The following is a 24,532-nucleotide window of genomic DNA, read 5'->3' on the forward strand; positions in this document are numbered from 1 at the left end:
CCCGGGCATGGTTAATTTTTCCCCAACGTCATGCCGTGTGTTCTAGAGATCCCGGGCCGCCGCCAGCACCGCGTCGGCATGGCCGTCGACCTTGACGTTGCGCCAGATCTTGGCGACCCGGCCATCAGCGCCGATCAGCACGGTGCTCCTGATGATGCCGAGGAATTTGCGGCCGTAGAGCGATTTCTCGCCCCAGGCGCCGTAGGCCTCCAGCATCTCGTGCGTCTCGTCGGAGATCAGCGGCACCGCGAGGCCGTGCTTGTCGCGGAAACTGTCCTGCGCCTTGACCGTATCCGCGGAGACGCCGAGCACCGCGGTGCCGGCGGCGGCGAAATCCTTCGACAGGCGGGTGAAGTCGATCGCCTCCTTGGTGCAGCCGGGCGTGTTGGCCTTGGGATAGAAGAACAGCACGAGCTTCCGGCCGGCATGGTCGGCCAGCGAAACGGTTCCGCCGCCGTCGCGCGGCAGCCGGAAGGCGGGGGCCTTGGCGCCCTCGGCGAGTCCGGTTCCACCGGTGGCGGGCGTGGCCGATTTGGCCGGTGCGACGGCTTTGGGCTTGCCGGTCACGGACTTTGCAGCCGCGGCTCCAGTCTTCGCGCTGGTCTTGGGCCTGATCTTGGGGCTGATCTTGGCATTCGTCTTGGCGGTGGTTTTCTTGGCGGCCATCGTCGCCTGTTTGGCCGATGTCTTGGTCGCGGTCGTCTTCTTGGCCGCGATAGCCGGCCGGTTCCCGACGGACACACCGTACGACGACGGGTTGGAGGATTTCTTTCGTGATTCCTTTGACATACGCCTTCCTTTCGTCGCTTTCGGCGGCTCAATCATGACACTGTCTCGGTTCTTGTCCGGTGTCCCGGGATCGATCTGGCATCTGTGCTGCGATGCGCGCGGGGGCGACACCTCTTGCGACGTTCCGTAAATCGTGGGTACCAGCACTCGTGAGTACCATTGCAATGACGATTCTCGTACCTTCTCCGGATCAGACGTCCTCCGGATCAGACGTCCCGGCCAGACATTCGATCGGTTCTGGGGAGACGCCGGTGCGCTGGCACGAGCAGGTGGGCAAACCTGGCGGCGGCAGGGTATAGTGGCAAGGATTGTACGCGTCGTCCGCCCCGCGCCGCAGAGGTGTCGGCGGGCGTGTCGACAGCGACCGTCGAAGCGGGGTGCGATCGACGGGGAGCGGCAGCGGGCCATGCCGGCCAGTAAGCGCCCGCGGCCGTGAACGGGCGGGGCCACACCGGAGACCGATCTGGCCGAAGCCAGGTTGGCACCAACGTATCGGACACCAGGGGCCAGCACCGAGAGGCAATGGCAAGACAGACATCACCCCACCGGCCCCATCTGCAAGCGGACACCCAGGGCCAACAATGGGATGACGCCGACTTGGATTTGGCTGACCAGCATGAGGACGCTGCCGAGCACGACGAGGTCGCCGAACAGCGCGCCCGCCGTCTGCTGGAGCGCTCCGATTCCGGCTTGCGCGGAACGGCGGACGGCCTGCGTCCCCGCATGTCGGGCCGGCGCTGGGTGAAACGGGTCGCGATGGCGCTGACGTTGCTGGCGCTGATCCTGTCCGTCGGTTTCGCCGGCCTGTGGCTGCGGCTCGGCGCCGGGCCGATCAGTCTCGATCTGGCGACGCCGTGGCTTGCGGCCGCGATCGAGGACAATATCGGTCACGGCAACACGGTCGAGGTCGGCGGCACCCAGATCGAGCGTGCGGGCCGAATCCACATTGCGGTGCGGGTCCGCGATGTCGTCGTCCGCGATCAGGATCATGCGGTCGTCGCGAGCGCGCCGAAGGCCGAGGTGAGGCTGTCCGGCGTTGCACTGATGATGGGCCAGCTGCGGGCGGAGAGCCTCAAGCTGGTCGATGCCGAGCTCGCGATCCGGATCACGCCGGACGGCACCGTCACCGTCTCGACCGGTTCGAGCAACAAGCCGCTGGCCACCGGTGTGGCGTCCAAGCGCGACGCCGGCCTGCCGCCGACCTTTCCGCGTCCAGGTGCGGCCGCCGCACCGGCGCCCGCAGGGGCGCAAGGCAGCTCGCCGCAAGCCGCACCGGCCGCGACGGCCCCCGCCGGGACGGCCGTGCCGGTCAGCGCCCCGAACGGCCTGCTGGCCGGGCTCGATTGGCTCGACAGCCTCAGCCTGACCGGGCTCGACGGCCAGAACCTGAACGAGATCGGCCTGAAGAACGGTGTGCTGATCGTCGACGACCAGCAGCGCGGCAACAAATGGACCTTCGAGAACATCAGCCTCAGCCTGCGCCGGCCGTCCGGCGGCGGGGTCGCGCTGAGCCTCGGCGAGGAGGGCGCCAAGCCATGGCTGCTGCGGGTTCAGGTGGGACCGCAGTCGAACGGCGTGCGGACGATCGAGATCAAGGCCGACAAGGTCTCCACCAGCAACATCCTGCTCGCGCTGCGGCTGAAGGATCTGACCTACATGGCCGACCTGCCGCTCACCGGCGACGTCAAGGGTGAGCTCGGCCGCGATGGATTGCCGACCTTTCTGCGCGGCAAGATCAATATCGGGGCCGGCAGCATCATCGATACCGATACGCCCGATTATCCGATGGCGATCGACTCCGCCGAACTGACCATGGACTGGGATGCGGGCCGCCGCGTGCTGGTGGCGCCGTTCAAGGTCGTCTCCGGCGCCAACCGGGTCACGCTGATCGCCAACCTCGAGCCGCCGAACGACGGCGTCAACGATTGGCGGCTCGGTCTGAGCGGCGGCACCATCCTGCTCGGTGCGATCGAGAAGGACCCGCCGCTGATCTTCAACCGCATCTCGATCAACATGCGCTTCGACACCGAAGGCAAGCGCGTGCTGCTGACGCAGGCCGAGGTGTCGAACGGCGAGGTCGGCGTGGCCGGGACCGGCAGCGTCGACTATGCCGGCGAGCCGCGGCTGAAGCTCGGCTTCGCCGCGACGCCGATGCCCGCGCTCGCCCTGAAGCGGATATGGCCGGCGCTGATCGTTCCGGAGGTGCGGGCCTGGATCATCGAGCGCATCGAGCGCGCCTCGGTGCAGCGTATCGACGTCGCCGTCAATTCGCCGACGCGCAACCTGCCGCGCAAGGGGCCGCCAATTCCCGACGACGGGCTCGACGTCAACATCGTGGCGACCAATGTCACCGTGCATCCGGTCGACGGCCTGCCGTCGGTGCGCGACGCTGACATGAAGGTGCATGTGACCGGACGCACCGCGACGGTCGCGATCGGCCAGGGCGTCGCCGACACCCCGGCCGGGCGCAAGCTCAACTTCTCCGACGTCGTGTTCGAGGTGCCCGACATGGCGCCGAAGCCGTCACCGTCGCGCGTGCGCATGCGCGTGGACGGCCAGGTCGCGGCCGCCGCCGAGATCCTCTCGTCCGACCGGCTCAACGATCTGTCGTCGATGCCGATCGACCCCAACCAGACCAAGGGAACGTTCCAGGCCAGCGTCAATCTCGCGCTGCCGGTCAAGGGCGAGCTGACCAAGGCCGATACCAACTACACGGTGACGGCTGACCTCAATGGCTTTGCCGCCGACAAGCTGGTGATGAGCCAGAAGCTCGAGGCCAATACGCTCAAGATCGTGGCCAACAATTCCGGCTACCAGGTGAAGGGCGACGTCAAGATCAACGGCCAGCCCGCGACGCTCGACTATCGCAAGCCGGCCGAGGGCGACGCCGACATCAAGATGCAGGCGATCCTCGACGACGCCAGCCGGGCACGGCTCGGCATGGATCTCGGCACCGCCATCACCGGCAACGTCCCGCTCAAGCTCAACGGCAAGATCGCCGGCTCCAGCGATCGCGACAGCCGGATCGGTGTGGAGGCTGATCTGACCCAGCTCCGTCTCGACAATCTGCTGCCGGGCTGGGTCAAGAATCCGGGCAAGGCGGGGAAGGCGACCTTCAACGTCGTCGCGAAGCAGCAATCGACGCGGTTCGAGGACATCAACATCGAGGGCGGCGGCGTCGCCATCAAGGGCTCGCTCGAGGTCGACCAGAACGGCGACCTGATGAATGCGAACTTCCCGACCTATTCGCCGTCCGAAGGCGACAAGACGCAGCTGAAGGCCGAGCGCGGCCCGGACGGCGTGTTGAAGCTGTCGATGCGGGGCGACGTGTTCGACGGGCGCGGCTTCCTCAAGTCGGCGATATCAGGCACCAACAAGGACGCCGAAAAGAACAAGGCGCGATCGAACCTCGACTTCGACGCCGAGGTCAAGCTCGGCGCCGTCGCCGGGTTCAACGGCGAGGCGCTGCGCAGCGTCGACGCCAAGCTCTCCAGGCGCGGCGGCGCCTTCAAGAGCTTCAATCTCACCGGCAAGGTCGGCCGCGATACGCCCGTCACGGCCGACCTTCGCGTCGGACGCGAGGCGCCGAGCTCCGATCCGCGCGTGCGCCGTCAGGGACGCGAGGTGATCTTTCTCGTGACCAGCGACGCCGGTGCGCTGTTGCGCTTCTCCGATACCTATTCGAAGATGGCCGGCGGCGAGCTGGAGCTCGCGATGGAGCCGCCGACGGCCGATCCGGGTCCCAAAGAGGGGCTTGCGGTCGTTCGCAACTTCACGGTCAGGGGCGAGCAGGCGCTGGACCGCGCCGCCTCGGGCGCCGTGCAGGGCGCTTCGCAAGGCATCGCCTTTACCATGCTGCGCGCGGAGTTCACGCGGCAGAACGGGCTGCTCTCGTTCAGGGAAGGCATTGTCAAGGGACCGACGCTCGGCCTCACCATCGAGGGCAGCATCGACTACAACGCGAACCAGGTCCGGGCCTCGGGCACGATCGTGCCGCTGTACGGGCTGAACAACATGTTCAACCAGATTCCGATCGTCGGCCTGTTCCTCGGCGGCAGCAATGAGGGCCTGTTCGGCGTGACCTATGAGGTGGTCGGCACGCCGAGCCAGCCGGTGGTGCGCATCAATCCGATCTCGGCGATGCTGCCGGGCGTGACGCGCAAGATCATGGATTTCAACACCGGCAAGCAGCCCTATCCGCCGGCGGAGCTGCCGCCGAACAATTGAGGCGGCTGGCGGCTCCGGTTCGGGGTTTGAGGCCGCTTCCCCGATGAACGCTCTTGGTTGTGGTGGGCGCACGAGACACGCGACGCCTCGCCCAAGCTGATCGAGAGAGCGATCGGACGGCCCGCGCCCGCGGATTTGTCTGTGGCTGCCTTGGCACACCTTCTGGATTCAGCACACATCCGACGCACGATCAGATTGCAGCGCGCGCGGGCCGGAGGTTATGTTTCAGGTAATTTCTTACTTTTCTTGGGGCGATATTTTGAAACACCCGCTTGTCCTGGCCGGACCGTGTGCCGGCTTTTTTGCGCTGTTGGGTTTGATCGTTGCGCCCGGTTCAGCTCGCGCCGGCTGCTCAACCGGCGGCACCGTCCAGACCTGCACCGGAAATTTGTCGGCAGGCGTTGCGGTCGATCCCTCCGTCAACACGCTTCTGGTCAATACACTGACGACCAACATATCTCCGGCCTCCGGCACCGCCGGCATTTCGACAGGGCAATTCGCCTCCGACATTTCCGGCACGATCGATCTCGGGGCATTTCAAATCATCACCTCCGGCGCCGGAGGGGTGAGTTTCCTCAGTGCGCGGAGTGTGGATCTGACGTTCAAAGGGACGATCTCCACCAACGGGGGAGCGGGGATTGCTGCGTCCAGCGCGGGTGAGCCGAGCTTCGATGTCCATGTCAGATCGACAGGAAACATCTCGACCCGTGGGGTCGGCGCGTCTGGTATCGCTGCCTTCACGAGTTGCTGCGGGGTTGTGACGCTCGAATCGACCGGAGACATCTCGACGAATGGGAGCGGCGCCTACGGCCTTGTCGCGCAGGCGCAAGCCTTCTCGAGCGCGGTGACGTCGAAAGGCAACGTGACGACCGCAGGCGACAACTCGGCCGCCATCGCGGCATTCAGCGGCGGCGCCGTGACGATCTCGTCCCAAGGCAACCTGACGACGTCGGGAAGCAACGCTTCAGGGATCACCGCGTCCGGCAACGATATAACCATCAATTCGATCGGCAGCATCGTCACGAACGGAAGCGGGTCGGATGGCATCTTCGCGCGATCAGGCTACTTCGTCCAACACACATCGATCCGCTCGAACGGCGATATCACGGCCTCCGGCGACGGCTCCTATGGAATCCATACTTTCACGTCCAGTTTAGGCAACACCGCCGTAACCAACCTGGCAGGCACCATCTCAGGAGGGCAGGGCGCGGGCGCCGGCGTCTACTTGCAGGGAGGCACCAACGTCCTGACGAATTATGGGACGATCACAAGCGCAGCCGGCACCGCAGGAAGCGCGATCCTGGGCGATACCGGAAACACCATCGTCAACAATTCCGGCACGATCATCGGCAGCGTCAAGCTCGGCACCGGAGCCAACAGCTTCAACAATCTTGCGGGGGCCGTGTTCGCGCCGGGCGCGTCGGTTGTCCTCGGCGACGGGATGACGCTGACAAACAGTGGAGTGCTTGCTCCCGGCGGAAGCACCGCGATACAGACGACCAACCTCAGCGGCAATTTGATCCTCAATTCGGGCGGAACCTATCTGGTCAAGGTATCGCCCACCGCGTCCGATCAGATCGTCGCGTCGGGAACGGCAGCACTGTCGGGTACGGTGAATGCGGTTTTCAGCCCCGCCTCCTACGTGACCAAGAGATACACGATCTTGTCCGCGGCAGGCGGTCTGAACGACACGCGATTCTCCACATTGGTGGAGACGAACCTGCCCGCGAATTTTCACACTGCGCTGAGCTACACCCCCAAAGACGTCTACCTTGATCTGATCCTCAATTACGGGCTTCCCGGCGGGCTCAACGGCAACCAGGCGGCAGTTGGGAATACGCTGATCAACGCGTTCAATAGTAATGGTATTCCATTCGTCTATGCCGGGCTGACGGCGAATGGGCTGACGCAGGCATCGGGTGAGGTCGGCACGTTGCCGCAGCACACCACGTTCGATGCGATGGGCCAGTTCCTGGGGCTGCTCACCGACCCATTGATACAACGCACGACCGCGTCGGCTTCGTCGTCCGGTCCGGCGGGGTTTGCGGGCGACAGCAACGCCTACCAGGCGGATCGGCGGACCGATGCGTTCGCGATGTTCACCAAAGCTCCACCGGTGCCGTTCGCGCAGCGCTGGAACGTGTGGACCGCAGGCTTCGGCGGCTCGCAGTCGAGCAACGGCAATGCGAGCGTTGGATCGAATGACACGACGAGCCGCATCTACGGCGCGGCTGCCGGTGCAGACTACCTGTTCTCACCGAATACGCTGGCGGGCTTCTCGCTCGCCGGGGGTGGCACGAATTTCAACATCAATGGACTCGGTTCAGGACGCTCCGATCTTTTTCAGATCGGTGCGTATATGCGCCACACGGACGGACCCGCCTACGTCTCCGCAGCGCTGGCTTATGGTTGGCAGGACATCACGACCGATCGTTACGTGACGATCGCAGGCGTCGACCATCTCCGTGCGGAGTTCAACGCGAACGCCTATTCGGGCCGGGTCGAAGGTGGCTACCGCCTTATCGGACCTTGGAGCGGCGGCGTCGGCATTGCGCCCTATGCAGCGGCGCAGGTCACCACCATCGCTCTGCCGTCCTATTCGGAGCAGGTGGTCTCCGGTGCCGGAAACTTCGCCTTGAACTACGCCGCGAAGAGCCCGACCGATACCCGCAGCGAGCTCGGCTTCCGTACTGACAAATCGTTCACTGCGACAAATGGCGTGCTCTCGCTTCGCGGCCGTCTTGCCTGGGCGCATGATTTCAATCCCGACCGCGCGGCTGCAGCGACATTCCAGGCGGTGCCGGGGGCGAGCTTTGTCGTCAACGGGGCAGCGCAAGCCAGAAATTCCGCGCTGACCAGCGCCGCTGTCGAGATGCATTGGACGGCCGGCTGGTCGGCGGCCGCGACCTTCGAAGGAGAGTTTTCGGATACCACACGCTCGTATGCCGGCAAGGCCGTCGTGCGCTACGCGTGGTAACCGTCGGTCGCTGCCGGTTGGCGAATGTAGGCGTTGCGGTGCGCGTAGCCGTTCGCCTGCTCATGTTTGAACGCCCCCGGGCCATGCCGACGAGGGCGGACCTGGGATAGGACGCACACGCCCGCCACCCGGTCATTGCCGCAGCGCCGGCACCACCAGGAACGGGATCATGCCGATGACGACGCTGATGAGCGCGAGCAGGATCACCGCGTCGTAGCCGTGCGTGAGGTCGTGGATGACGCCGCCGCTCCAGGAGCCCAAAGCCGCGCCGAGGCCGGCCCCGATGGTGATCGCACCGTAGATGGTGCCGAGCCGCCTGCCGCGGAAGATCTTCATCGCGGTTGCCGACAGCAGCGGGCCGCGCGAGCCGATCATGCTGCCGAAGCAGACGACGAAGCCGGTGAGCAGAAAGATGTTGGGCGCGAATTGCAGCGCCCACAGCATCAGGATGCCCGCGATCGACACCGCGTAGGAGAACAGCACCGACGGCCGCCGCCCGATCAGCCCGTCGAGCCAGGAGACGCCGAGCATGCCGAACAGCAGGACGACCCCGGAAAAGCCCCAGGCGGTCGCGGCCTGCAGCGGCGGAAAGCCGGCATCGATCAGATAGGCCACGACCTGCGGCGCGATCGCGTACATGCCAACAGCGGTGAAGAAGAAGGTCGCGAACAGCGCCCAGAAGGCGTGATGGCGCAGCGCACGTGACAAGGTCCAGGCATCGTCGGCGAGCTCGTCCGCCAGCGGCTTGATGACCTCAGGCGCGCCGGCGGCAAACAGGCGCCAGGGCAGCAGCGCCAGCGGCACCAGCAGGAGGAACGCCGCGGCGCCGAACGACTGATAGGCGCTGCGCCAGCCGATGGCGTCGATCAGCAGCTGCGAGCCCGGCAGCAGCATCAGCACGCCGGCGCCGGTCGCCGAATAGATCACGGCCATTGCGGTCGGCAGCCTGGCGCCGAACCAGCGTCCCAGCAGGATCGAGTTGGGGACGTTGCCGATCAGGGCGATGCCGATGCCGACGCACAGGCCGATGCTGATCTGGAATTGCCACAGCGCCTGCGCATGAGCGGCAGAGGTGAACGCTGCACCCAGCAGCAGAAGCCCCAGCGCATAGACGGCGCGCGGGCCGGAATGGTCGAACAGCCGGCCGATCAGTGGCGCTGCGAGACCGCCCGCCAGCGCCGTGAGCGAATAGATCGAGACCACCTCGGCGCGGTCCCAGCCGAAGCCGTCGGAGATCGGCTTGAGGAAGACGGTGAAGCTCTCGCCGAGTCCGCGGCCGACCACCGAGAGCGCAAAACAGAGGCTCAGCACCACGAATGCCATGCGCGCCGCCTTCGGCGGCGGCGCGGCGGTCGGCGTTTCCTCGGCTTGCGCAGGCTCTGGCGGCGCGCTGATCGTCATGGCCGAAAGGGAGCGCCTTTCGGCGGTCCCTGACAAGCGGCCAAAAGCGAATGAGCCTATGCGGGCTTGATAAGCACGTGGCGCTTCTTGCCCATCGACAGCTTGATCACGCCTTCGTTCGTCAGTTCCGCAGGTGTCAGCGCCATCTTCTCGTCGGTCACCGCGACGTCGTTGACGCGCAGGCCGCCGCCCTTGATCTGCCGCCGCGCCTCGCCATTGGAGGCGACGAGGCCGGCCTTGACGAAGGCGTTGAGCACGCCGAGCCCGGCGTCGAGCTCGGCCTTGGTCACCTCGACCGTCGGCAGGTTCTCGGCAATGGCGCCTTCCTCGAAGGTGCGGCGCGCGGTTTCGGCGGCGGTGCGCGCAGCCTCTTCGCCATGCAGCAGAGTCGTTGCCGCATCCGCGAGCGCCTTCTTGGCCTCGTTGATCTCGGCTCCCTGCAGCGCGGCGAGCTTCTCGATCTCGGACAGCGGCAGCGTCGTGAACAGCTTGAGGAACTTCTCGACGTCGGCGTCCTCGGTGTTGCGCCAGTACTGCCAGAAATCATACGGGCTGCACTGGTCGGCGTTGAGCCAGATCGCGCCCTGCGCGGTCTTGCCCATCTTGGCGCCGGAGGCGGTCGTCAGCAGCGGCGTGGTCAGCGCGAACAGTTGCTCGGTGCCCATGCGGCGGCCGAGCTCGACGCCGTTGACGATGTTGCCCCACTGGTCCGAGCCGCCCATCTGCAGCCGGCAGCCGGTGCGCCGCGACAGCTCGACGAAGTCATAGGCCTGGCAGACCATGTAGTTGAACTCGATGAAGCTCATCTCCTGCTCGCGCTCGAGCCGCAGCCGCACCGAATCCATGGTCAGCATGCGGTTGACCGAGAAGTGCCGGCCGATGTCGCGCAGCATCTCGATCCAGTTCAGCTTGGTCAGCCATTCGGCGTTGTCGAGCATGACGGCATCGGTCGCCCCGTCACCATAACGGAGCACCTTGGCGAAGACGCCACGGATCGAGGCCTTGTTGGCCTCGATCTCGTCGACCGTGCGCATCGCGCGGGTCTCGTCCTTGCCGGAGGGGTCGCCGACCATGGTGGTGCCGCCGCCCATCAGGGTAATCGGCTTGTTGCCGCTCTGCTGCAGCCAGTACAGCATCATCATGGTCAGGAAGTTGCCGATGTGCAGCGAGCGTGCCGTACAGTCGTAGCCGACATAGGCCGTGGCCTGGCCCTTGGCCGCCAAGGCGTCCAGGCCCTGGAAATCCGAGCACTGATGAATGAACCCGCGGCTCTGCAACACGTTCAGGAAGTCAGACTTGAAGGCAGTCATTTGTCGGCGACTCTGAGGATTCTCGTTTACGGTATTGGCCGCTCGTCTCGGCGCGGCGCGCCCGGGCGGCTGCCGCTGATCCAGGCGATGTGGCATTATAAGATGCGCCGCGCTTGTACAAGCATGTGCACGGCTCCGGCGGAACCTCAAATTCGCCGCACTAGCAAGCGAGGCCAGGGTTTTCAGGTTCGACTGCAATGATTCTGACCGCACTTGGCCTCATGAGTGGCACCTCGCTCGACGGGGTGGACGTGGCCTTGATCGAGACCGATGGGCGGCAGATCAAGAGCCTCGGTCCGTCCGGCTACCGGCCCTATAGCGCCGCCGAGCGCAGCCTGCTGCGCGAGGCGCTTGCGGATGCGGTGCAGATCGACCGGCGCGAGGCGCGTCCCGGGCGGGTCCGCGACGCCGAGCTCGCAGTGACGGCAGCGCACGCGGAGGCCGTCTCGGCATTCCTGGCGCAGCACCGGCTGACCCCGGAGGACATCGATATCATCGGCTTCCATGGCCAGACCGTGCTGCACCGCCCGGAACGGCGCCTGACCGTCCAGATCGGCGATGCCGGGGCGCTGGCCAAGGCCGTCCACATCCCGGTGATGCACGATTTCCGCGCCGCCGATGTCGATTTCGGCGGGCAGGGCGCCCCGTTCGTGCCGGTCTATCACCGCGCGCTGGCGCAGTCGCTGTCGCGCGAGGGCCCGATCGCCGTGGTCAATATCGGCGGCGTCTCCAACATCACCTATATCGATGGCGACGACGTGCTGATCGCCTGCGACACCGGTCCCGGCAACGCGCTGCTCGACGACTTCATGCACCGGACCACGGGCCAAGCCTTCGATCAGGATGGCCGTGTCGCGGAGCTGGGCACGCCGGACGAGGCGTGGATTGCCAGTGCGCTGGCGCTGCCGTTCTTTGCGCTGCCGCCGCCGAAATCGCTCGATCGCAACGACTTCGCCGCGCTGAAGCTGGGCGAAGCAGCCCCGGCCGACGGCGCCGCAACCCTGACGGCGTTCACGGTGGCCGCCATCACCCGCATCGTGCCGCTGCTGCCGAAGCCGCCGGCGAGCTGGATCGTCTGCGGCGGCGGCGCCCGCAACCACACCATGATGCGGATGCTGCGCGAGCGCGTGGCGCCCGCCACCGTGGAATCGGCCGATGCGCTGGGCTGGTCGGCCGACGCGATCGAGGCGCAGGCGTTCGGTTTCCTCGCGGTGCGCGGCATGAAGGGCCTGCCGCTGAGCTATCCCACCACCACCGGCGTGCCGTTCCCGATGACCGGGGGCGTGATCGCTCGGCCCTGATTGATGCAAATGCATCTACCTTGACAACTTCATGCAGATGCATCTAGTTTGATGTATCTGCATCGAACTTGCCGAGGATGTCATGGCGCCTGTCCTGAGGCTGATCAGCCACAAGCTCTGCCCCTATGTGCAACGCGCCGTCATCGCGCTGACCGAGAAAGGCGTCGCGTTCGAACGGATCGACATCGACCTCTCCGCCAAGCCCGACTGGTTCCTGAAAATATCGCCGCTCGGCAAGGTGCCGGTGCTGATCGTGCCGACGGCGAAGGGCGAGGTGGCGTTGTTCGAGAGCAACGTGATCTGTGAGTACATCGAGGAGACGCAGCCTGGTGCAAAGCTCCATCCGGAGGACGCGCTGGCACGCGCGCAGCATCGCGCCTGGATGGAGTTCGGTTCGGCGATCCTCGCCGATCTCTGGGGATTGGAGACGACGCAGGATGCCGCGATCTTCGCGGCCAAGCGCGAAGCCCTCACGGCCAAGTTCGCCCGCGTCGAGGTAGCGCTTGGCGAGGGGCCGTATTTCGACGGCGCCCGCTTCAGCCTGGTCGATGCCGTGTTCGCGCCGGTCTTCCGCTACTTCGACGTGTTCGATGCCTATGGCGATCTCGGCATCTTCGCCTCAACGCCCAAGGTCCGCGCCTAGCGTGATCAGTTGGCGCGGCGCCCGAGCGTGAGAACGGCCGTCAGCGTCGATTATCCGCAGCTTCTGCGCGCCTTCCTGGCGCGGCATGATGCCTATCTGTTGAAGCAGGCAGCGTGAGAAGAGTTTGTAGGTCGTAGGGTGGGCAAAGCCGCAGATCGGCGCGACGCGCCGATCGAGGACGTGCCCACCATTGTCTCAGCACCACTCATGGAGATGGTGGGCACGGCGCGCTTGCTACCATTCGTGCTGAAGCAGCGTCGGGCGCGCCTTTGCCCACCCTACAGAACGCCGCGCTCCGAATGACGAACTGACGTCACCTCACATTGGCAAGCCGCATGTCGAGATAGGCCGTGATGGTTTCCATCAGGGGCTCGAGCTTGCTGTCGAAGAAGTGGTTGGCGCCGGGGATGATCTGCTGATCGATCACGATGCCCTTTTGCGTCTTCAGCTTCTCGACCAGCGTGTTGACGTCCTTCGGCGGCACCACCGCATCCTTCTCGCCATGGACGATGAGGCCCGACGAGGGGCAGGGCGCCAGGAACGAGAAGTCGTAGAGGTTGGCCGGCGGCGCGATCGAGATGAAGCCCTCGACCTCGGGACGGCGCATCAGCAGCTGCATGCCGATCCAGGCCCCGAACGAGAAGCCGGCGACCCAGCAGGCGCGCGCCTCGGGATTGATCGTCTGCGCCCAGTCGAGCGCGGACGCGGCATCAGACAGCTCGCCGGTGCCGTGGTCGAACGAGCCCTGGCTGCGGCCGACGCCGCGAAAGTTGAAGCGCAGCACCGAGAAGCCGCGATGGGCGAAGGCGTAGTAGCACTGGTACACGATCTGGTGGTTCATCGTGCCGTGGAACTGCGGATGTGGATGAAGGATCATCGCGATCGGCGCGTTCTTCTGCTTCGCCGGATGGTAACGGCCTTCGAGGCGGCCCGCCGGACCGTTGAAGATGACTTCAGGCATCAGGGAATCCTTGAGAATCCTTGGCAGATCATCGACCGACTTCGTCCTTGCTTCATCTGGCGCCTTGCCGACGCATTCCGCAGGAAAAGTGGTGATCGAGCGCCATCCGTTCGCTCGGATGGAGCGGCACTGGCGTGATTGGAAGGCCGCCTTCTAGCATGGAGCGCAGGGCAAAAAGCAAGGATTTTCAACGTCCGACCGTGGCGCCATGATGTCGGGTGAGCCCGCAGGTCGCCATCCGATTTGCTCGCGCGTTTCGCCGCGCGCCGTCCGCATGTCCGCATAAGCCAATGGAAGCGTTTGATTTTTTCTCGGTCGTGACGCCGGGTTCAGCGCGCTTCCGAGGTCCGCTCGAGCGTGGCGACGGCGCTCCGATAGCGACGACTGCCCTGGACCCTATGCCCCGTGTCGAAGGTGAGGTCGAAATCGCCGGATGGCCGGACCGCGACCGCAGTGACCCGGGCGAGGTTGGCGAGCCGGCCGCGGTGGATCCGGACAATGCTGAAGCCAGCGAGATCCGTCTCGGCTGCCGCCAACGTGCCGCGGATCAGGTGCTGCCTGCCATCGGCGAGGTCGTATTCGATGTAGTTGCCGGCCGAATTGATCCACAGGATCTCGGCCGGCGAGATGCGCACCCGGCTCGTGCCGTCACGCAGCCAGAGCGCGGCGGGAGCCGGCGCCGCGCTCTGGCTGCGTGACGAGACTGGCCCTTCCATGGCTCCGCCGTCGCGATCGAACAGCCAGATGGCGCCCCCGATGAGGACGGCCGTCATGATGTCCTTGCGGAACTCGTAGACGATCGTTGCCAGCGAGAGCTGGAAATCATAGCTGCCGCCCGCCGACCACATCAGGAGCTTGCGCAAGATCACCATGCCGGCGATGTGGAGCGCAGAGAAGGCGAGGATGACCGCGAGCGCGATCGCAGCCCGGGTCGCCCAGGCCGGTGACCGGCGAAGGGTTCGGACGGCGACGAGGAGCAGGGGCGCGAGCAGGATGATGACGAGGATGCTCGTCATCTCCCACAACAGCGGGGTCCGGACATCATAGATCGCGCCGCGCTTCGCGGCATCCTGGGCCGCGGACAATGCGTTGACGAGACCGGTGCTGAGCGAGATCGCCGCGACTGCGGCATAGAAGATGCGGTCGTTCGGGCGGGACACGGAACCCGAGGCAGAACTCAGGACAGAACCCAAGACAGAACCCAAGACAGAACCTACGAGCTTGTTCATGGTGGCGCAGCCGCTATCTCAATCGGGTGCGCGACGGTACCACGCCGCCTTGCGCCAGGGCAGCACGCGGACGGCGTGAATCCGTGCGTCGGCGCGGATAGCCGCGATGGCCGGTCGTGGCGCAACTTGATAAGAATGAACCGATGTCTGACCGGATCTATCTCGACTGGAATGCGACGACGCCGCTGCGGCCCGAGGCGCGCGAGGCGATGGTCGCCGCTATGGATCTCGTCGGCAATCCCTCCTCGGTCCACGCCGAAGGCCGCAAGGCGCGCCGGCTGGTCGAGGATGCCCGCGAGGCGATCGCGCGCAGCCTGGCAACAGTGCCGCGCCGCGTGGTGTTCACATCCGGCGGGACCGAGGCCAACGTGCTGGCGCTGAGCCCGGATCTGAAAGCGCCCGCCGGGAAGGTCGGGCGGCTTCTGATGTCCGCGGTCGAGCATGCCTCGGTGCTGGCCGGGGGCCGGTTCCCGCTATCAGCGGTCCAGACCATCCCGGTGGACCCCTCCGGCGTGGTCGATCTTGGCCGCCTGAAAACGCTCCTCGCCGGCGGTCCGCCGGCCCTGGTTTCCGTCATGGCCGCCAACAACGAGACCGGGGTGCTTCAACCGGTTTCGCAGGCGGCTGATCTCGTGCGCCAGGCGGGCGGCCTCCTGCATGTCGACGCGATCCAGGCCTTCGGAAAAATATCGTTCGATATCAATGAGGTGGGAGCCGACCTTGTTACGATCTCTGCACACAAGATCGGCGGTCCCAAGGGCGTCGGCGCGCTCGTACTCGGAGTCGGCGTCGACGACGTGGCGCCCCTGCTGCGCGGCGGCGGCCAGGAGCGGGGCCGCCGGGCGGGAACCGAGAACGTCATCGGCATCGCTGGCCTGGGTGCGGCGGCCAAAGCCGCCCTGGCCGGGATCGCAACCGACCAGGTGCGAATCGGCGCACTGCGCGACCGGTTGGAACTCGGGCTGCGGCAGACACCGGGCGTCACGGTCTTTTCTTCCCAGACGGCGCGGCTGCCCAATTCCACGCTGTTCACCGCGCCCGGGCTGAAGGCCGAGACCGCCGTGATCGGCTTCGATCTCGAGGGTATCGCCGTATCGTCGGGGTCGGCCTGCTCGTCGGGCAAGGTGCAGCCGTCCCACGTGCTGGAGGCCATGGGAGTGAGTTCCGCAGCCGCCCAGGGCGCGGTGCGCCTCAGTCTGGGCTGGTCCACGGCCGAGGCGGACGTCGATCGCTGCGTCAAGGCTTGGCGAAAGCTGTCATTGACCCTACTTAAAGGACGCGACGAAACCGTCGTTGAGCGATTCTAGGGGCGTGATTTCGTCGCCGAAACGTCGTAAGACGGTTCCAGAAGATGTCCACCGCGGTCCTTGAAACCGCGAGCGGAGGATGGAATGCCAGCCGTACAAGAGACGGTCGACCGCGTCAGGCGGATCGACGTCGATCAATATCGATATGGATTCGAGACCGTCATCGAATCCGAGAAAGCCCCCAAGGGGCTTTCCGAAGACACCGTCCGCTTCATCTCGGGCAAGAAGAACGAGCCCGCCTGGATGCTCGAATGGCGCCTGGAGGCCTATCGCCGCTGGCTGACCATGACCGAGCCGACCTGGGCGCGCGTCGACTATCCCAAGATCGATTTCCAGGATCTGTACTATTACTCGGCGCCGAAGCCGAAGAAGCAGCTCTCCTCGATCGACGAGATCGATCCGGAGATTCTCAAGACCTATGAGAAGCTCGGCATTCCCCTGCGCGAGGTCGCGATCCTCGAAGGCGTCGAGCCCGTTCCCGGCGCCGGCAGTCCCGAGACGCGCAAGATCGCGGTCGACGCCGTGTTCGATTCGGTCTCCGTGGCGACCACGTTCAAGGAGGAGCTGAAGAAGGCCGGCGTGATCTTCATGCCGATCTCGGAAGCCATCCGCGAGCATCCCGAACTGGTGCAGAAATATCTCGGCAGCGTGGTGCCGACCTCGGACAACTTCTACGCCACATTGAACTCGGCGGTGTTCTCCGACGGCTCGTTCGTCTACGTGCCGCCGGGCGTACGCTGCCCGATGGAGCTGTCGACGTACTTCCGCATCAACGAGCGCAACACCGGCCAGTTCGAGCGCACCTTGATCATCGCCGACAAGGGTGCCTACGTGTCCTATCTCGAGGGTTGCACGGCGCCGCAGCGCGACGAGAACCAGCTGCATGCAGCTGTCGTCGAACTGGTCGCGCACGATGACGCCGAGATCAAGTACTCGACGGTGCAGAACTGGTATCCGGGCAATTCGGAAGGCAAGGGCGGCATCTACAATTTCGTCACCAAGCGTGGCGACTGCCGCGGCAACAATTCCAAGATCTCCTGGACCCAGGTCGAGACCGGATCGGCGATCACCTGGAAATATCCGAGCTGCATCCTGCGCGGCGACAATTCGCGTGGCGAGTTCTATTCGATCGCGATCTCGAACGGCTATCAGCAGGTCGACTCGGGCACCAAGATGATCCATCTCGGCAAGAACACGACCAGCCGGATCATCTCCAAGGGCATCGCGGCGGGCCGCTCGCAGAACACCTATCGCGGCCTCGTCACGGCGCATCGGAAGGCGTCCAACGCGCGCAACTTCACCGCCTGCGATTCGCTGCTGATCGGCGACCGCTGCGGCGCGCACACCGTGCCCTACATCGAGGCCAAGAACTCCTCGGCGACCTTCGAGCACGAGGCGACGACGTCCAAGATCTCCGAGGACGTGCTGTTCTACTGCGTCCAGCGTGGCCTCTCCCAGGAGGAGGCGGTCGGCCTCGTCGTCAACGGCTTCGTCAAGGACGTGCTGCAGCAGTTGCCGATGGAGTTCGCGGTCGAGGCGCAGAAGCTGATCTCGATCTCGCTCGAAGGATCGGTCGGATAAGCCCTCATCCCGAGAAGGCAGCCAAGCGGCTTCCTCCAAGGATGAGATGAAAGCTTTGTTGGCCTCGTGCCTTCGAGACGCGCCTCCGGCGCTCCTCGGGACGAGGAACAGACAGATAGAGAGACCAATGGCACTACTCGAAATCAAGAACCTGCAGGTCCGCGTCGAGGAGCGTGAGATCCTCCACGGCCTGACGCTGACCATCGACGCCGGCAAGGTGCATGCGATCATGGGGCCGAACGGCTCCGGCAAGTCGACGCTTAGCCACGTGATCGCCGGCAAGCCGGGCTATGAGGTCACCGGTGGTGAGGTCCTGTTCAAGGGCGAGGATCTCTTGGCGATGGCGCCGGACGAGCGCGCCGCCAAGGGCGTGTTCCTGGCGTTCCAGTATCCGGTCGAGATCCCCGGCGTCGCCACCATGACCTTCCTGCGCACCGCGCTGAACGCGCAGCGCAAGGCGCGCGGCGAGGAGGAATATTCGACGCCGGACTTCCTCAAGAAGGTGCGCGAGATTTCGAAGTCGCTCAGCATCCCGCAGGACATGCTCAAGCGCGGCGTCAATGTCGGCTTCTCCGGCGGTGAGAAGAAGCGCAACGAGGTGCTGCAGATGGCGCTGTTCCAGCCGTCGCTGTGCATCCTCGACGAGATGGATTCCGGCCTCGACATCGACGCGCTGCGCATCGCCGCCGACGGCGTCAACGCGCTGCGCTCGCCCGAGCGTTCGATGGTCGTGATCACCCATTATCAGCGGCTGCTGAACTACATCGTGCCCGACGTCGTTCATGTCATGTCGAAGGGACGCGTCGTGAAAAGCGGCGGCAAGGAGCTGGCGCACGAGCTCGAGGCGTCCGGCTACGCCCAGTTCGAGGACGCGGCCTGACGACCGTGAATGGATCTGTGATGAACGTTGCTTTGGTCAAGAACGACACCGGGATGGCGGCAAGCGGCGGTTTTTCCGCCGACGCCGGACGGCTGCCCGGCACCGGCAAGGTCGCCGAGATCAGGCGCGAGGCCTTTGCCGCCTTCGAGCGCACCGGTCTGCCGCACCGGCGTATCGAGGAATGGAAATACACCGATCTGCGCGCGCTGATGCGCGAGGTGTTGCCGCTCGCGGGCTCGCCCGATGCGGCCGCGATTGCACGCGCCAAGGCGGCGATCGCTGCGACGGCCATCGAAGGTGCAACGAAGCTCGTGCTGGTCGACGGCGTTGTTTCAGCCGATCTGTCGGACCTCTCGGCGCTTCCGCCCGGTGTCACCGTGCGGACCTTGCGCGCGGTCCTGGACGACCACGCCAATGATGCCCGCGGTGATCTGCTGCTGACCAAGGCGGCGGATCCGATGCTGTCGCTCAACGCGGCGCTGGCGACCGACGGCGTCGTCGTCACGGTGGCCAATGGCGCGCAATTGTCGACCCCGCTGCAGCTCATTCATGTCGCGACCGCGGCCAAGGCCGCGCGCTACAGCCGCTCGCATGTCCGAGTCGGGCAGGGCGCTCGCGCGACCCTGGTCGAGAGCTCCGTGGCGGCCGATGGCGCCGCAGCCTACCAGGCCAATGATGCCGCGGTGATCTGGGTCGGCGACGAGGCTGCGTTCTCGCACGTCAGGTTGATGTGTGACGCCGCCGATGCCGTGAACGTTTCGTCCGAGCTGATCACCGTCGGCGCCCGATCGAAGCTCAGCCTCTTCAACATGACCAGCGGCGGCGCCATCAGCCGGCTGCAGGCGTTCATCACGATGGCAGGCGAAGACAGCGAGCTGATCGTCAACGGCGTCAACCTGCTGCGCGGCAGGCAGCACGGCGACCTGACGCTTGTCGTCGACCACGCGGTTCCCGGCTGCACCAGCCGCGAAAATTTCCGCGCCGTGCTCGACGATCGCGCGCACTCCGTGTTCCAGGGCCGCATCATCGTCGAGCCCGGCGCGCAGAAGACCGACGGCAAGATGATGACGCGGGCGCTGCTCCTGTCCGACGAGGCCGAGGCCGACAGCAAGCCGGAGCTCGAGATCTTCGCTGACGACGTCTCCTGCGGCCATGGCGCGACGTCGGGCGCGCTCGACGAAAGCCTGCTGTTCTATCTGCGCGCGCGGGGCCTGCCTGAGAAGCAAGCGCAGGCCCTGCTGATCCAGGCCTTCGTCGGTGAGGCGATCGAGGCGATCGAGGACGACGGATTGCGCGAGCGCGTGATGTCAGCAGCGCAGGATTGGCTGGAGGGGGGCGCATGACCACGCATCCGGCCGTCACCAACGGTTCCTACGACGTCGCGCGCATCCGCGAGGATTTCCCGGCGCTGGCGCTGCAGGTGTATGGCAAGAAGCTCGTCTATCTCGACAATGCCGCCTCGGCCCAGAAGCCGCGCGCGGTGCTCGACCGCATGACGCAGGCCTATACCAGCGAATATGCCAACGTGCATCGCGGCCTGCATTATCTCGCCAATGCGGCGACCGAAGCCTATGAGGGCGGCCGCGAGCGGGTGACGCGCTTCCTCAATGCGCGGCGGACCGAGGAGATCATCTTCACCCGCAACGCGACCGAGGCGATCAACCTCGTGGCAGCGTCCTGGGGCGGACCGAACATCGGCGAGGGCGACGAGATCGTGCTCTCGATCATGGAGCACCATTCCAACATCGTGCCCTGGCACTTCCTCAGGGAACGCCAGGGTGCCGTGATCAAATGGGCTCCGGTCGACGACGACGGCAACTTCCTGATCGACGAGTTCGAGAAGCTGCTGACCGACAAGACAAAGCTGGTCGCCATCACGCAGATGTCGAACATGCTTGGCACGCTGGTTCCAGTGAAGGAGGTCGTCCGCATTGCGCATGCGCGCGGCATTCCGGTGCTGATCGACGGCAGCCAGGCCGCCGTGCATCTCGCCATCGACGTCCAGGACATCGACTGCGACTTCTACGTCTTCACCGGCCACAAGCTGTATGGGCCGACGGGCATCGGCGTGCTCTATGCCAAATATGATCACCTCGTCGCAATGCGGCCATTCAACGGCGGCGGCGAGATGATCCGCGAAGTCACGCGCGATCTCGTCACCTATGGCGACCCGCCGCACAAGTTCGAGGCCGGCACCCCGATGATCGTCGAGGCGGTCGGGCTGGGGGCCGCGATCGACTACGTCAATTCCGTGGGCAAGGAGCGGATCGCCGCGCACGAGCACGATCTGCTCACCTACGCCCAGGATCGGCTGCGCGAGATCAATTCGCTGCGGCTGATCGGCACGGCCAAGGGCAAGGGCCCGGTCATCTCGTTCGAGATGAAGGGCGCGCACGCGCATGATATCGCGACCGTCATCGATCGCCAGGGCGTCGCGGTACGGGCGGGCACGCATTGCGTGATGCCGCTTTTGGAGAGATTCAACGTCACGGCGACCTGCCGGGCCTCGTTTGGCATGTACAATACGAGGGAAGAGGTCGATCAGCTGGCACAGGCACTGATCAAGGCGCGGGATTTGTTTGCATGACCGACACGGCCGACGTCAAAACCCAGACTATCGAAACGCTTTCGGCGCTGCCGCCGGAGGAGACCGAACGGCTGTCGAGCGAGATCGTCGCCGCGCTGAAGACGGTGTTCGATCCGGAGATTCCGGCCGACATCTACGAACTGGGCCTGATCTACAAGGTCGACATCAAGGACGACCGCAGCGTTGACGTCTTGATGACGCTGACGACGCCGAACTGCCCTGCGGCCGGTGAGCTGCCGACCATGGTGGAGAATGCGATCGCCAGCGTGCCGGGGGTCGGCATCGTGAATGTGAGCATCGTCTGGGAGCCGCAATGGACGCCGGACCGCATGAGCGACGAGGCCCGCCTCGTCCTGAACATGTGGTGAGATAAGCAGGCACGAAGTTTGAATAGGCCGCGGGGATTGATCGACCGCTGGGATTGACCACATGACCAATATGACCGACGCACCCACGCCTGTTGTCAGCAAGCCGAAACCGAGGCCCCGCCCGCAGGTGATGCGCCTGACCGACGCTGCCGCTGCGCGCATCCGCGATCTGACGGCGCGCGCCGAATCGGAGATCATCGGATTGCGGGTGGGCGTCAAGAACGGCGGCTGCGCCGGCCAGTCCTACACGGTCGAATACGCCCACGACGTCCGGCCGACCGACGAAGTCGTCGAGGACAAGGGCGTCAAGATCCTGGTCGACCCCAAGGCAGTGCTGTTCCTGCTCGGCACCGAGATGGACTACAAAGCCGACAGGATGCAGGCCCAGTTCGTCTTCAACAATCCCAACCAGATCAGCGCCTGCGGCTGCGGCGAGTCTGTTCAGCTCAAGCCGGCCGAGGTCTGAGCGTCGGTTTTCCGTCTGCCCTCGTCGCGACATATGTCGCGTTCCAGACATTGAAAGCCGGCGTTCAAACCCGGCTCTCGCGGTACGGCGAAGCTGATCGGCATTCGACCCCGTGACATCGCGCTAGGTGACAATCCCCAGCCGCGTCTTCAACATGATGTCCTGCACGGCCTTCTGGGTGCGTGGTGATACCTGCCGGTCGGCCGGGAAGTCGACGAACGGCGTGAGCCAAGGCTCCTCCTTGTTCGCCTCTCCGTAATAGGGATGATATGCGACCAGTCTGCGGCTGTGGTCGGTCGTTTGCGATCTCAGGATGAGGCTGTTGTGGCTCTTGCCGTCGACCGTGATGCTGCCATTCATCACGATGCCAGCGAACTTCCATGCCCTATGATCAGCATCGAGCCAGTTCATCGCCATGGCTTCGACGAACGCCGCATCGTCGGTCTGCAAGACCTGCAAGTGATATTTGGGGGTCCACCAGCCTGTCATCGTCGTGCCCAGGGCGGTATTGGCAAAGCCGTGCGTGTCCATATGCTGGAACGCAAAGCGAAACTGTTGCCCGGCGAACCGGGCAAGGTCCGCAAGTTTGCGGTCCACCGGTCTCGGAAACATGAAGTCGGCCCCCTGCGTGTTCGCAATCTGGTACTTTAATAACGTTCAGGCGAGCGCGCCAATGGATTGCCTGCTCGCGGACGAGGCGGTCTACGCCAATTGAGGAGGGACGATGGACCGCGAATTCCTGATCGACCTGTTCGCCGGTTTCGGTCCGGTCACGATCCGGCGGATGTTCTCCGGCTTCGGCATCTCCGCCGACGGCATCAACTTCGCACTGGCGCTGCGCAGCGGCCTCTATTTGCGCGCTGATGAGGCCAGCTTTGCCAAGTTCGAGGCTGCAGGGTCCAAGCCGTTCTCCTATGAGACGCGGGCGCGGACGATGACGGTGCGATCGTATTGGCAGGTGCCGGCGCATCTGTTCGACGACACCGACGAGTTCGCCGGGTGGGCGCGGGAGGCGTTGGCAGCGGCGCAGAGAGCGGCTCTGACCAAGCGAACCAAGAAGAAGAGGGCGACATCGTCCCGCAGCGGGCGGGAGCCCTCGGCAGCACGCGGCGGTGCGCAGCCTGAAACGGCCGGCAAGGCGACGAAAACGGCGAAGTCGGTCAAGAAGGCGCGAAAGACGGCCAAGAGCACCGCCAAAGCTGCAGCGCCGCCGCCAACCCCGAAACGAAGCCGCAAGGCGCTGCAACCGCGCAAGAGGTCTGGAGCATCATCGGCGCGACGTTGAGATGGCCGCCAGGGGCGGCGTCACGCCACCTGTCCGCGCGCTTCCTCGGCATATTCCGGATCGGTCTCACAGATGACGCAGTTACGGCCGTTGCGCTTGGCTGCATACAGGCAGGCGTCGGCACGCTCGATCAGCGCGTCGGTGTCGTCGTCGGCTCTCAGCATGGATACCCCGACCGAGATCGTCACGCGCCCGAGGATTTCTCCGGTCGACTTCTTCTTGAGCTCCTTGGCCGTGACGGCGCGACGGATCTGGTCGGCGACCGTCAGCGCCTGCCGCAGTGGCGTGTTGGGCAGCACGACGACGAATTCCTCGCCACCGTAGCGCGCCGCGATGTCCTGACCCTTGATCGCATGCTTCAGCGTCATCCCGACGAGGCGCAGCACCTGATCTCCGGTGAGGTGACCATAGGAATCGTTGAACGACTTGAAGTGATCGATGTCGAACATCAGAAGCGACAATGGCTGATTCGTCGCGAGCCCGGCCTGCACCGTCATCTCGATCATGCGGTCGAAATATTTGCGGTTGCCGAGACCCGTGAGCGGATCGGTCAGGCTCTCGGCGCGGATCGCTTCGAGGCTGTGCTGCAATTCGCTGATCTCGTCTTTCGACAGCGACAGACGCTCCTCAAGAATCTGATTGGTCTCACGCATCTGGCGCGTCGACTGGGCGAGGACCTCGATGATCTCGACGAGCTGCTCGCGGTTGGTGGCCAATGCGAGCTTCTGATCTGCGCCGGCCAGGCTGGCATCGTAGCTCGCCGTCCTGCCGAGAGCGTCGTTGATCGTGCCCATCAGGTCGTCGATCTCGCCGACCACGCGCGCCCCGACTTTGTCGATGCGGTCCGACGTCTTCAGATGGGTGAGATAGGATTCGTAGAGCTCGTCGAGCTCGGATTGGGAGAGCCTGCCGTTGCGCGAGAGCGTCTCGTTGATGATCTCGTTCAGCGGCGCATTGTAGCCCGTCGCATAGACGTACCAGATCTCGTAGTTGCGCGGGTTGGCCGAATGACGCAGCAGTTTGATCTGGCTGAGCGCGACTTCGGCGAAGCCTATCGTGCGTTCGTGTTCGTCAAGCGCATTGACCACCACAGGTCCCCCATAATTCGCCCGCGTCGCCGTCGCTACAGCAATCAATAAACAATGACGTGCACGCTAAAGGACGTTCATGAATCAGGGGTAAATACGGCCGTAGAGTCACGGGGGCGCGCAAGCCGCGTC

18 protein-coding genes and 1 pseudogene are annotated in these 24,532 nt (G+C 65.0%); 12 read left to right on the top strand and 7 right to left on the bottom strand.

Going from position 1 to position 24,532, the window contains the following annotated elements; all coding sequences use genetic code 11:
• Positions 1–42: 42 nt before the first annotated feature.
• Positions 43–789, bottom strand: coding sequence for a peroxiredoxin (locus LQG66_RS04105; protein WP_231323688.1), 747 nt, complete (start codon positions 787–789; stop codon positions 43–45).
• A 522-nt stretch (positions 790–1,311) separates the two neighbouring features.
• On the opposite strand from LQG66_RS04105, the gene LQG66_RS04110 reads away from it, so the two are divergent.
• Both LQG66_RS04110 and LQG66_RS04115 read left to right on the top strand, forming a co-directional pair.
• Positions 1,312–5,016, top strand: a complete 3,705-nt coding sequence (locus LQG66_RS04110) for a YhdP family protein (RefSeq protein ID WP_425601285.1) — start codon at positions 1,312–1,314, stop codon at positions 5,014–5,016.
• Positions 5,017–5,236: 220 nt separating this feature from the next.
• Positions 5,237–7,993 carry an autotransporter outer membrane beta-barrel domain-containing protein gene (locus LQG66_RS04115; RefSeq protein ID WP_231323690.1) on the top strand — a complete coding sequence of 919 codons (2,757 nt, stop codon included), beginning with the start codon at positions 5,237–5,239 and terminating at the stop codon, positions 7,991–7,993.
• Between the two features lie 132 nt (positions 7,994–8,125).
• Here LQG66_RS04115 and LQG66_RS04120 read toward each other — a convergent pair whose 3' ends face one another.
• Positions 8,126–9,394, bottom strand: coding sequence for an MFS transporter (locus LQG66_RS04120; RefSeq protein ID WP_231323692.1), 1,269 nt, complete (start codon positions 9,392–9,394; stop codon positions 8,126–8,128).
• Positions 9,395–9,450: 56 nt separating this feature from the next.
• Positions 9,451–10,704, bottom strand: a complete 1,254-nt coding sequence (gene tyrS, locus LQG66_RS04125; protein ID WP_231323694.1) for a tyrosine--tRNA ligase — start codon at positions 10,702–10,704, stop codon at positions 9,451–9,453.
• Between the two features lie 197 nt (positions 10,705–10,901).
• Here tyrS and LQG66_RS04130 point away from each other — a divergent pair, with 197 nt between their 5' ends.
• Together LQG66_RS04130 and LQG66_RS04135 are read left to right on the top strand one after the other, a co-directional pair.
• A complete protein-coding gene (locus LQG66_RS04130) occupies positions 10,902–12,005 on the top strand; it encodes an anhydro-N-acetylmuramic acid kinase (protein WP_231323696.1) in 1,104 nt (367 codons plus the stop codon).
• A gap of 82 nt (positions 12,006–12,087) precedes the next feature.
• A pseudogene (locus tag LQG66_RS04135) lies at positions 12,088–12,765 on the top strand (glutathione S-transferase family protein).
• Between the two features lie 196 nt (positions 12,766–12,961).
• Here LQG66_RS04135 and LQG66_RS04140 read toward each other — a convergent pair.
• A complete protein-coding gene (locus LQG66_RS04140; protein ID WP_231323698.1) occupies positions 12,962–13,609 on the bottom strand; it encodes an alpha/beta hydrolase in 648 nt (215 codons plus the stop codon).
• A gap of 329 nt (positions 13,610–13,938) precedes the next feature.
• Positions 13,939–14,769 (bottom strand): LytTR family DNA-binding domain-containing protein, encoded by an 831-nt coding sequence (locus LQG66_RS04145; protein WP_231323700.1) that lies wholly within the window; start codon positions 14,767–14,769, stop codon positions 13,939–13,941.
• Positions 14,770–14,981: 212 nt separating this feature from the next.
• Between LQG66_RS04145 and LQG66_RS04150 the strand changes: the two genes are divergently transcribed.
• From LQG66_RS04150 to LQG66_RS04180, 7 genes are all read left to right on the top strand, one after another.
• On the top strand, positions 14,982–16,145 hold the full coding sequence (locus LQG66_RS04150; protein WP_231323702.1) for a cysteine desulfurase family protein: 1,164 nt from the start codon (positions 14,982–14,984) through the stop codon (positions 16,143–16,145).
• An 84-nt stretch (positions 16,146–16,229) separates the two neighbouring features.
• Positions 16,230–17,726, top strand: a complete 1,497-nt coding sequence (gene sufB, locus LQG66_RS04155; protein WP_231323704.1) for a Fe-S cluster assembly protein SufB — start codon at positions 16,230–16,232, stop codon at positions 17,724–17,726.
• Between the two features lie 127 nt (positions 17,727–17,853).
• Positions 17,854–18,606 carry a Fe-S cluster assembly ATPase SufC gene (sufC, locus tag LQG66_RS04160; protein WP_231323706.1) on the top strand — a complete coding sequence of 251 codons (753 nt, stop codon included), beginning with the start codon at positions 17,854–17,856 and terminating at the stop codon, positions 18,604–18,606.
• A gap of 20 nt (positions 18,607–18,626) precedes the next feature.
• Positions 18,627–19,949 (top strand): Fe-S cluster assembly protein SufD, encoded by a 1,323-nt coding sequence (gene sufD / locus LQG66_RS04165; protein ID WP_231323708.1) that lies wholly within the window; start codon positions 18,627–18,629, stop codon positions 19,947–19,949.
• On the top strand, positions 19,946–21,193 hold the full coding sequence (locus LQG66_RS04170; RefSeq protein ID WP_231323710.1) for a cysteine desulfurase: 1,248 nt from the start codon (positions 19,946–19,948) through the stop codon (positions 21,191–21,193). Before sufD ends, LQG66_RS04170 begins: the two co-directional genes overlap by 4 nt.
• Positions 21,190–21,561: an SUF system Fe-S cluster assembly protein gene (locus LQG66_RS04175; protein WP_231323712.1), complete on the top strand. Its 372-nt coding sequence runs from the start codon at positions 21,190–21,192 to the stop codon at positions 21,559–21,561. Before LQG66_RS04170 ends, LQG66_RS04175 begins: the two co-directional genes overlap by 4 nt.
• Positions 21,562–21,622: 61 nt before the next feature.
• Positions 21,623–22,027, top strand: a complete 405-nt coding sequence (locus tag LQG66_RS04180; RefSeq protein WP_231323714.1) for a HesB/IscA family protein — start codon at positions 21,623–21,625, stop codon at positions 22,025–22,027.
• Between the two features lie 123 nt (positions 22,028–22,150).
• Here LQG66_RS04180 and LQG66_RS04185 read toward each other — a convergent pair whose 3' ends face one another.
• Entirely contained in the window at positions 22,151–22,624 is a 474-nt protein-coding gene (locus LQG66_RS04185) for a hypothetical protein (RefSeq protein ID WP_231323716.1), read from the bottom strand.
• Positions 22,625–22,751: 127 nt separating this feature from the next.
• Here LQG66_RS04185 and LQG66_RS04190 point away from each other — a divergent pair, with 127 nt between their 5' ends.
• Positions 22,752–23,312 (top strand): TfoX/Sxy family protein, encoded by a 561-nt coding sequence (locus tag LQG66_RS04190; protein ID WP_231323718.1) that lies wholly within the window; start codon positions 22,752–22,754, stop codon positions 23,310–23,312.
• Between the two features lie 20 nt (positions 23,313–23,332).
• On the opposite strand, the gene LQG66_RS04195 is transcribed toward LQG66_RS04190, so the two are convergent.
• Positions 23,333–24,400: a GGDEF domain-containing protein gene (locus LQG66_RS04195; protein WP_231323720.1), complete on the bottom strand. Its 1,068-nt coding sequence runs from the start codon at positions 24,398–24,400 to the stop codon at positions 23,333–23,335.
• Positions 24,401–24,532: the final 132 nt, after the last annotated feature.

It is taken from the genome of Bradyrhizobium ontarionense, assembly GCF_021088345.1.
GTDB classification, from domain to species: domain Bacteria; phylum Pseudomonadota; class Alphaproteobacteria; order Rhizobiales; family Xanthobacteraceae; genus Bradyrhizobium; species Bradyrhizobium ontarionense.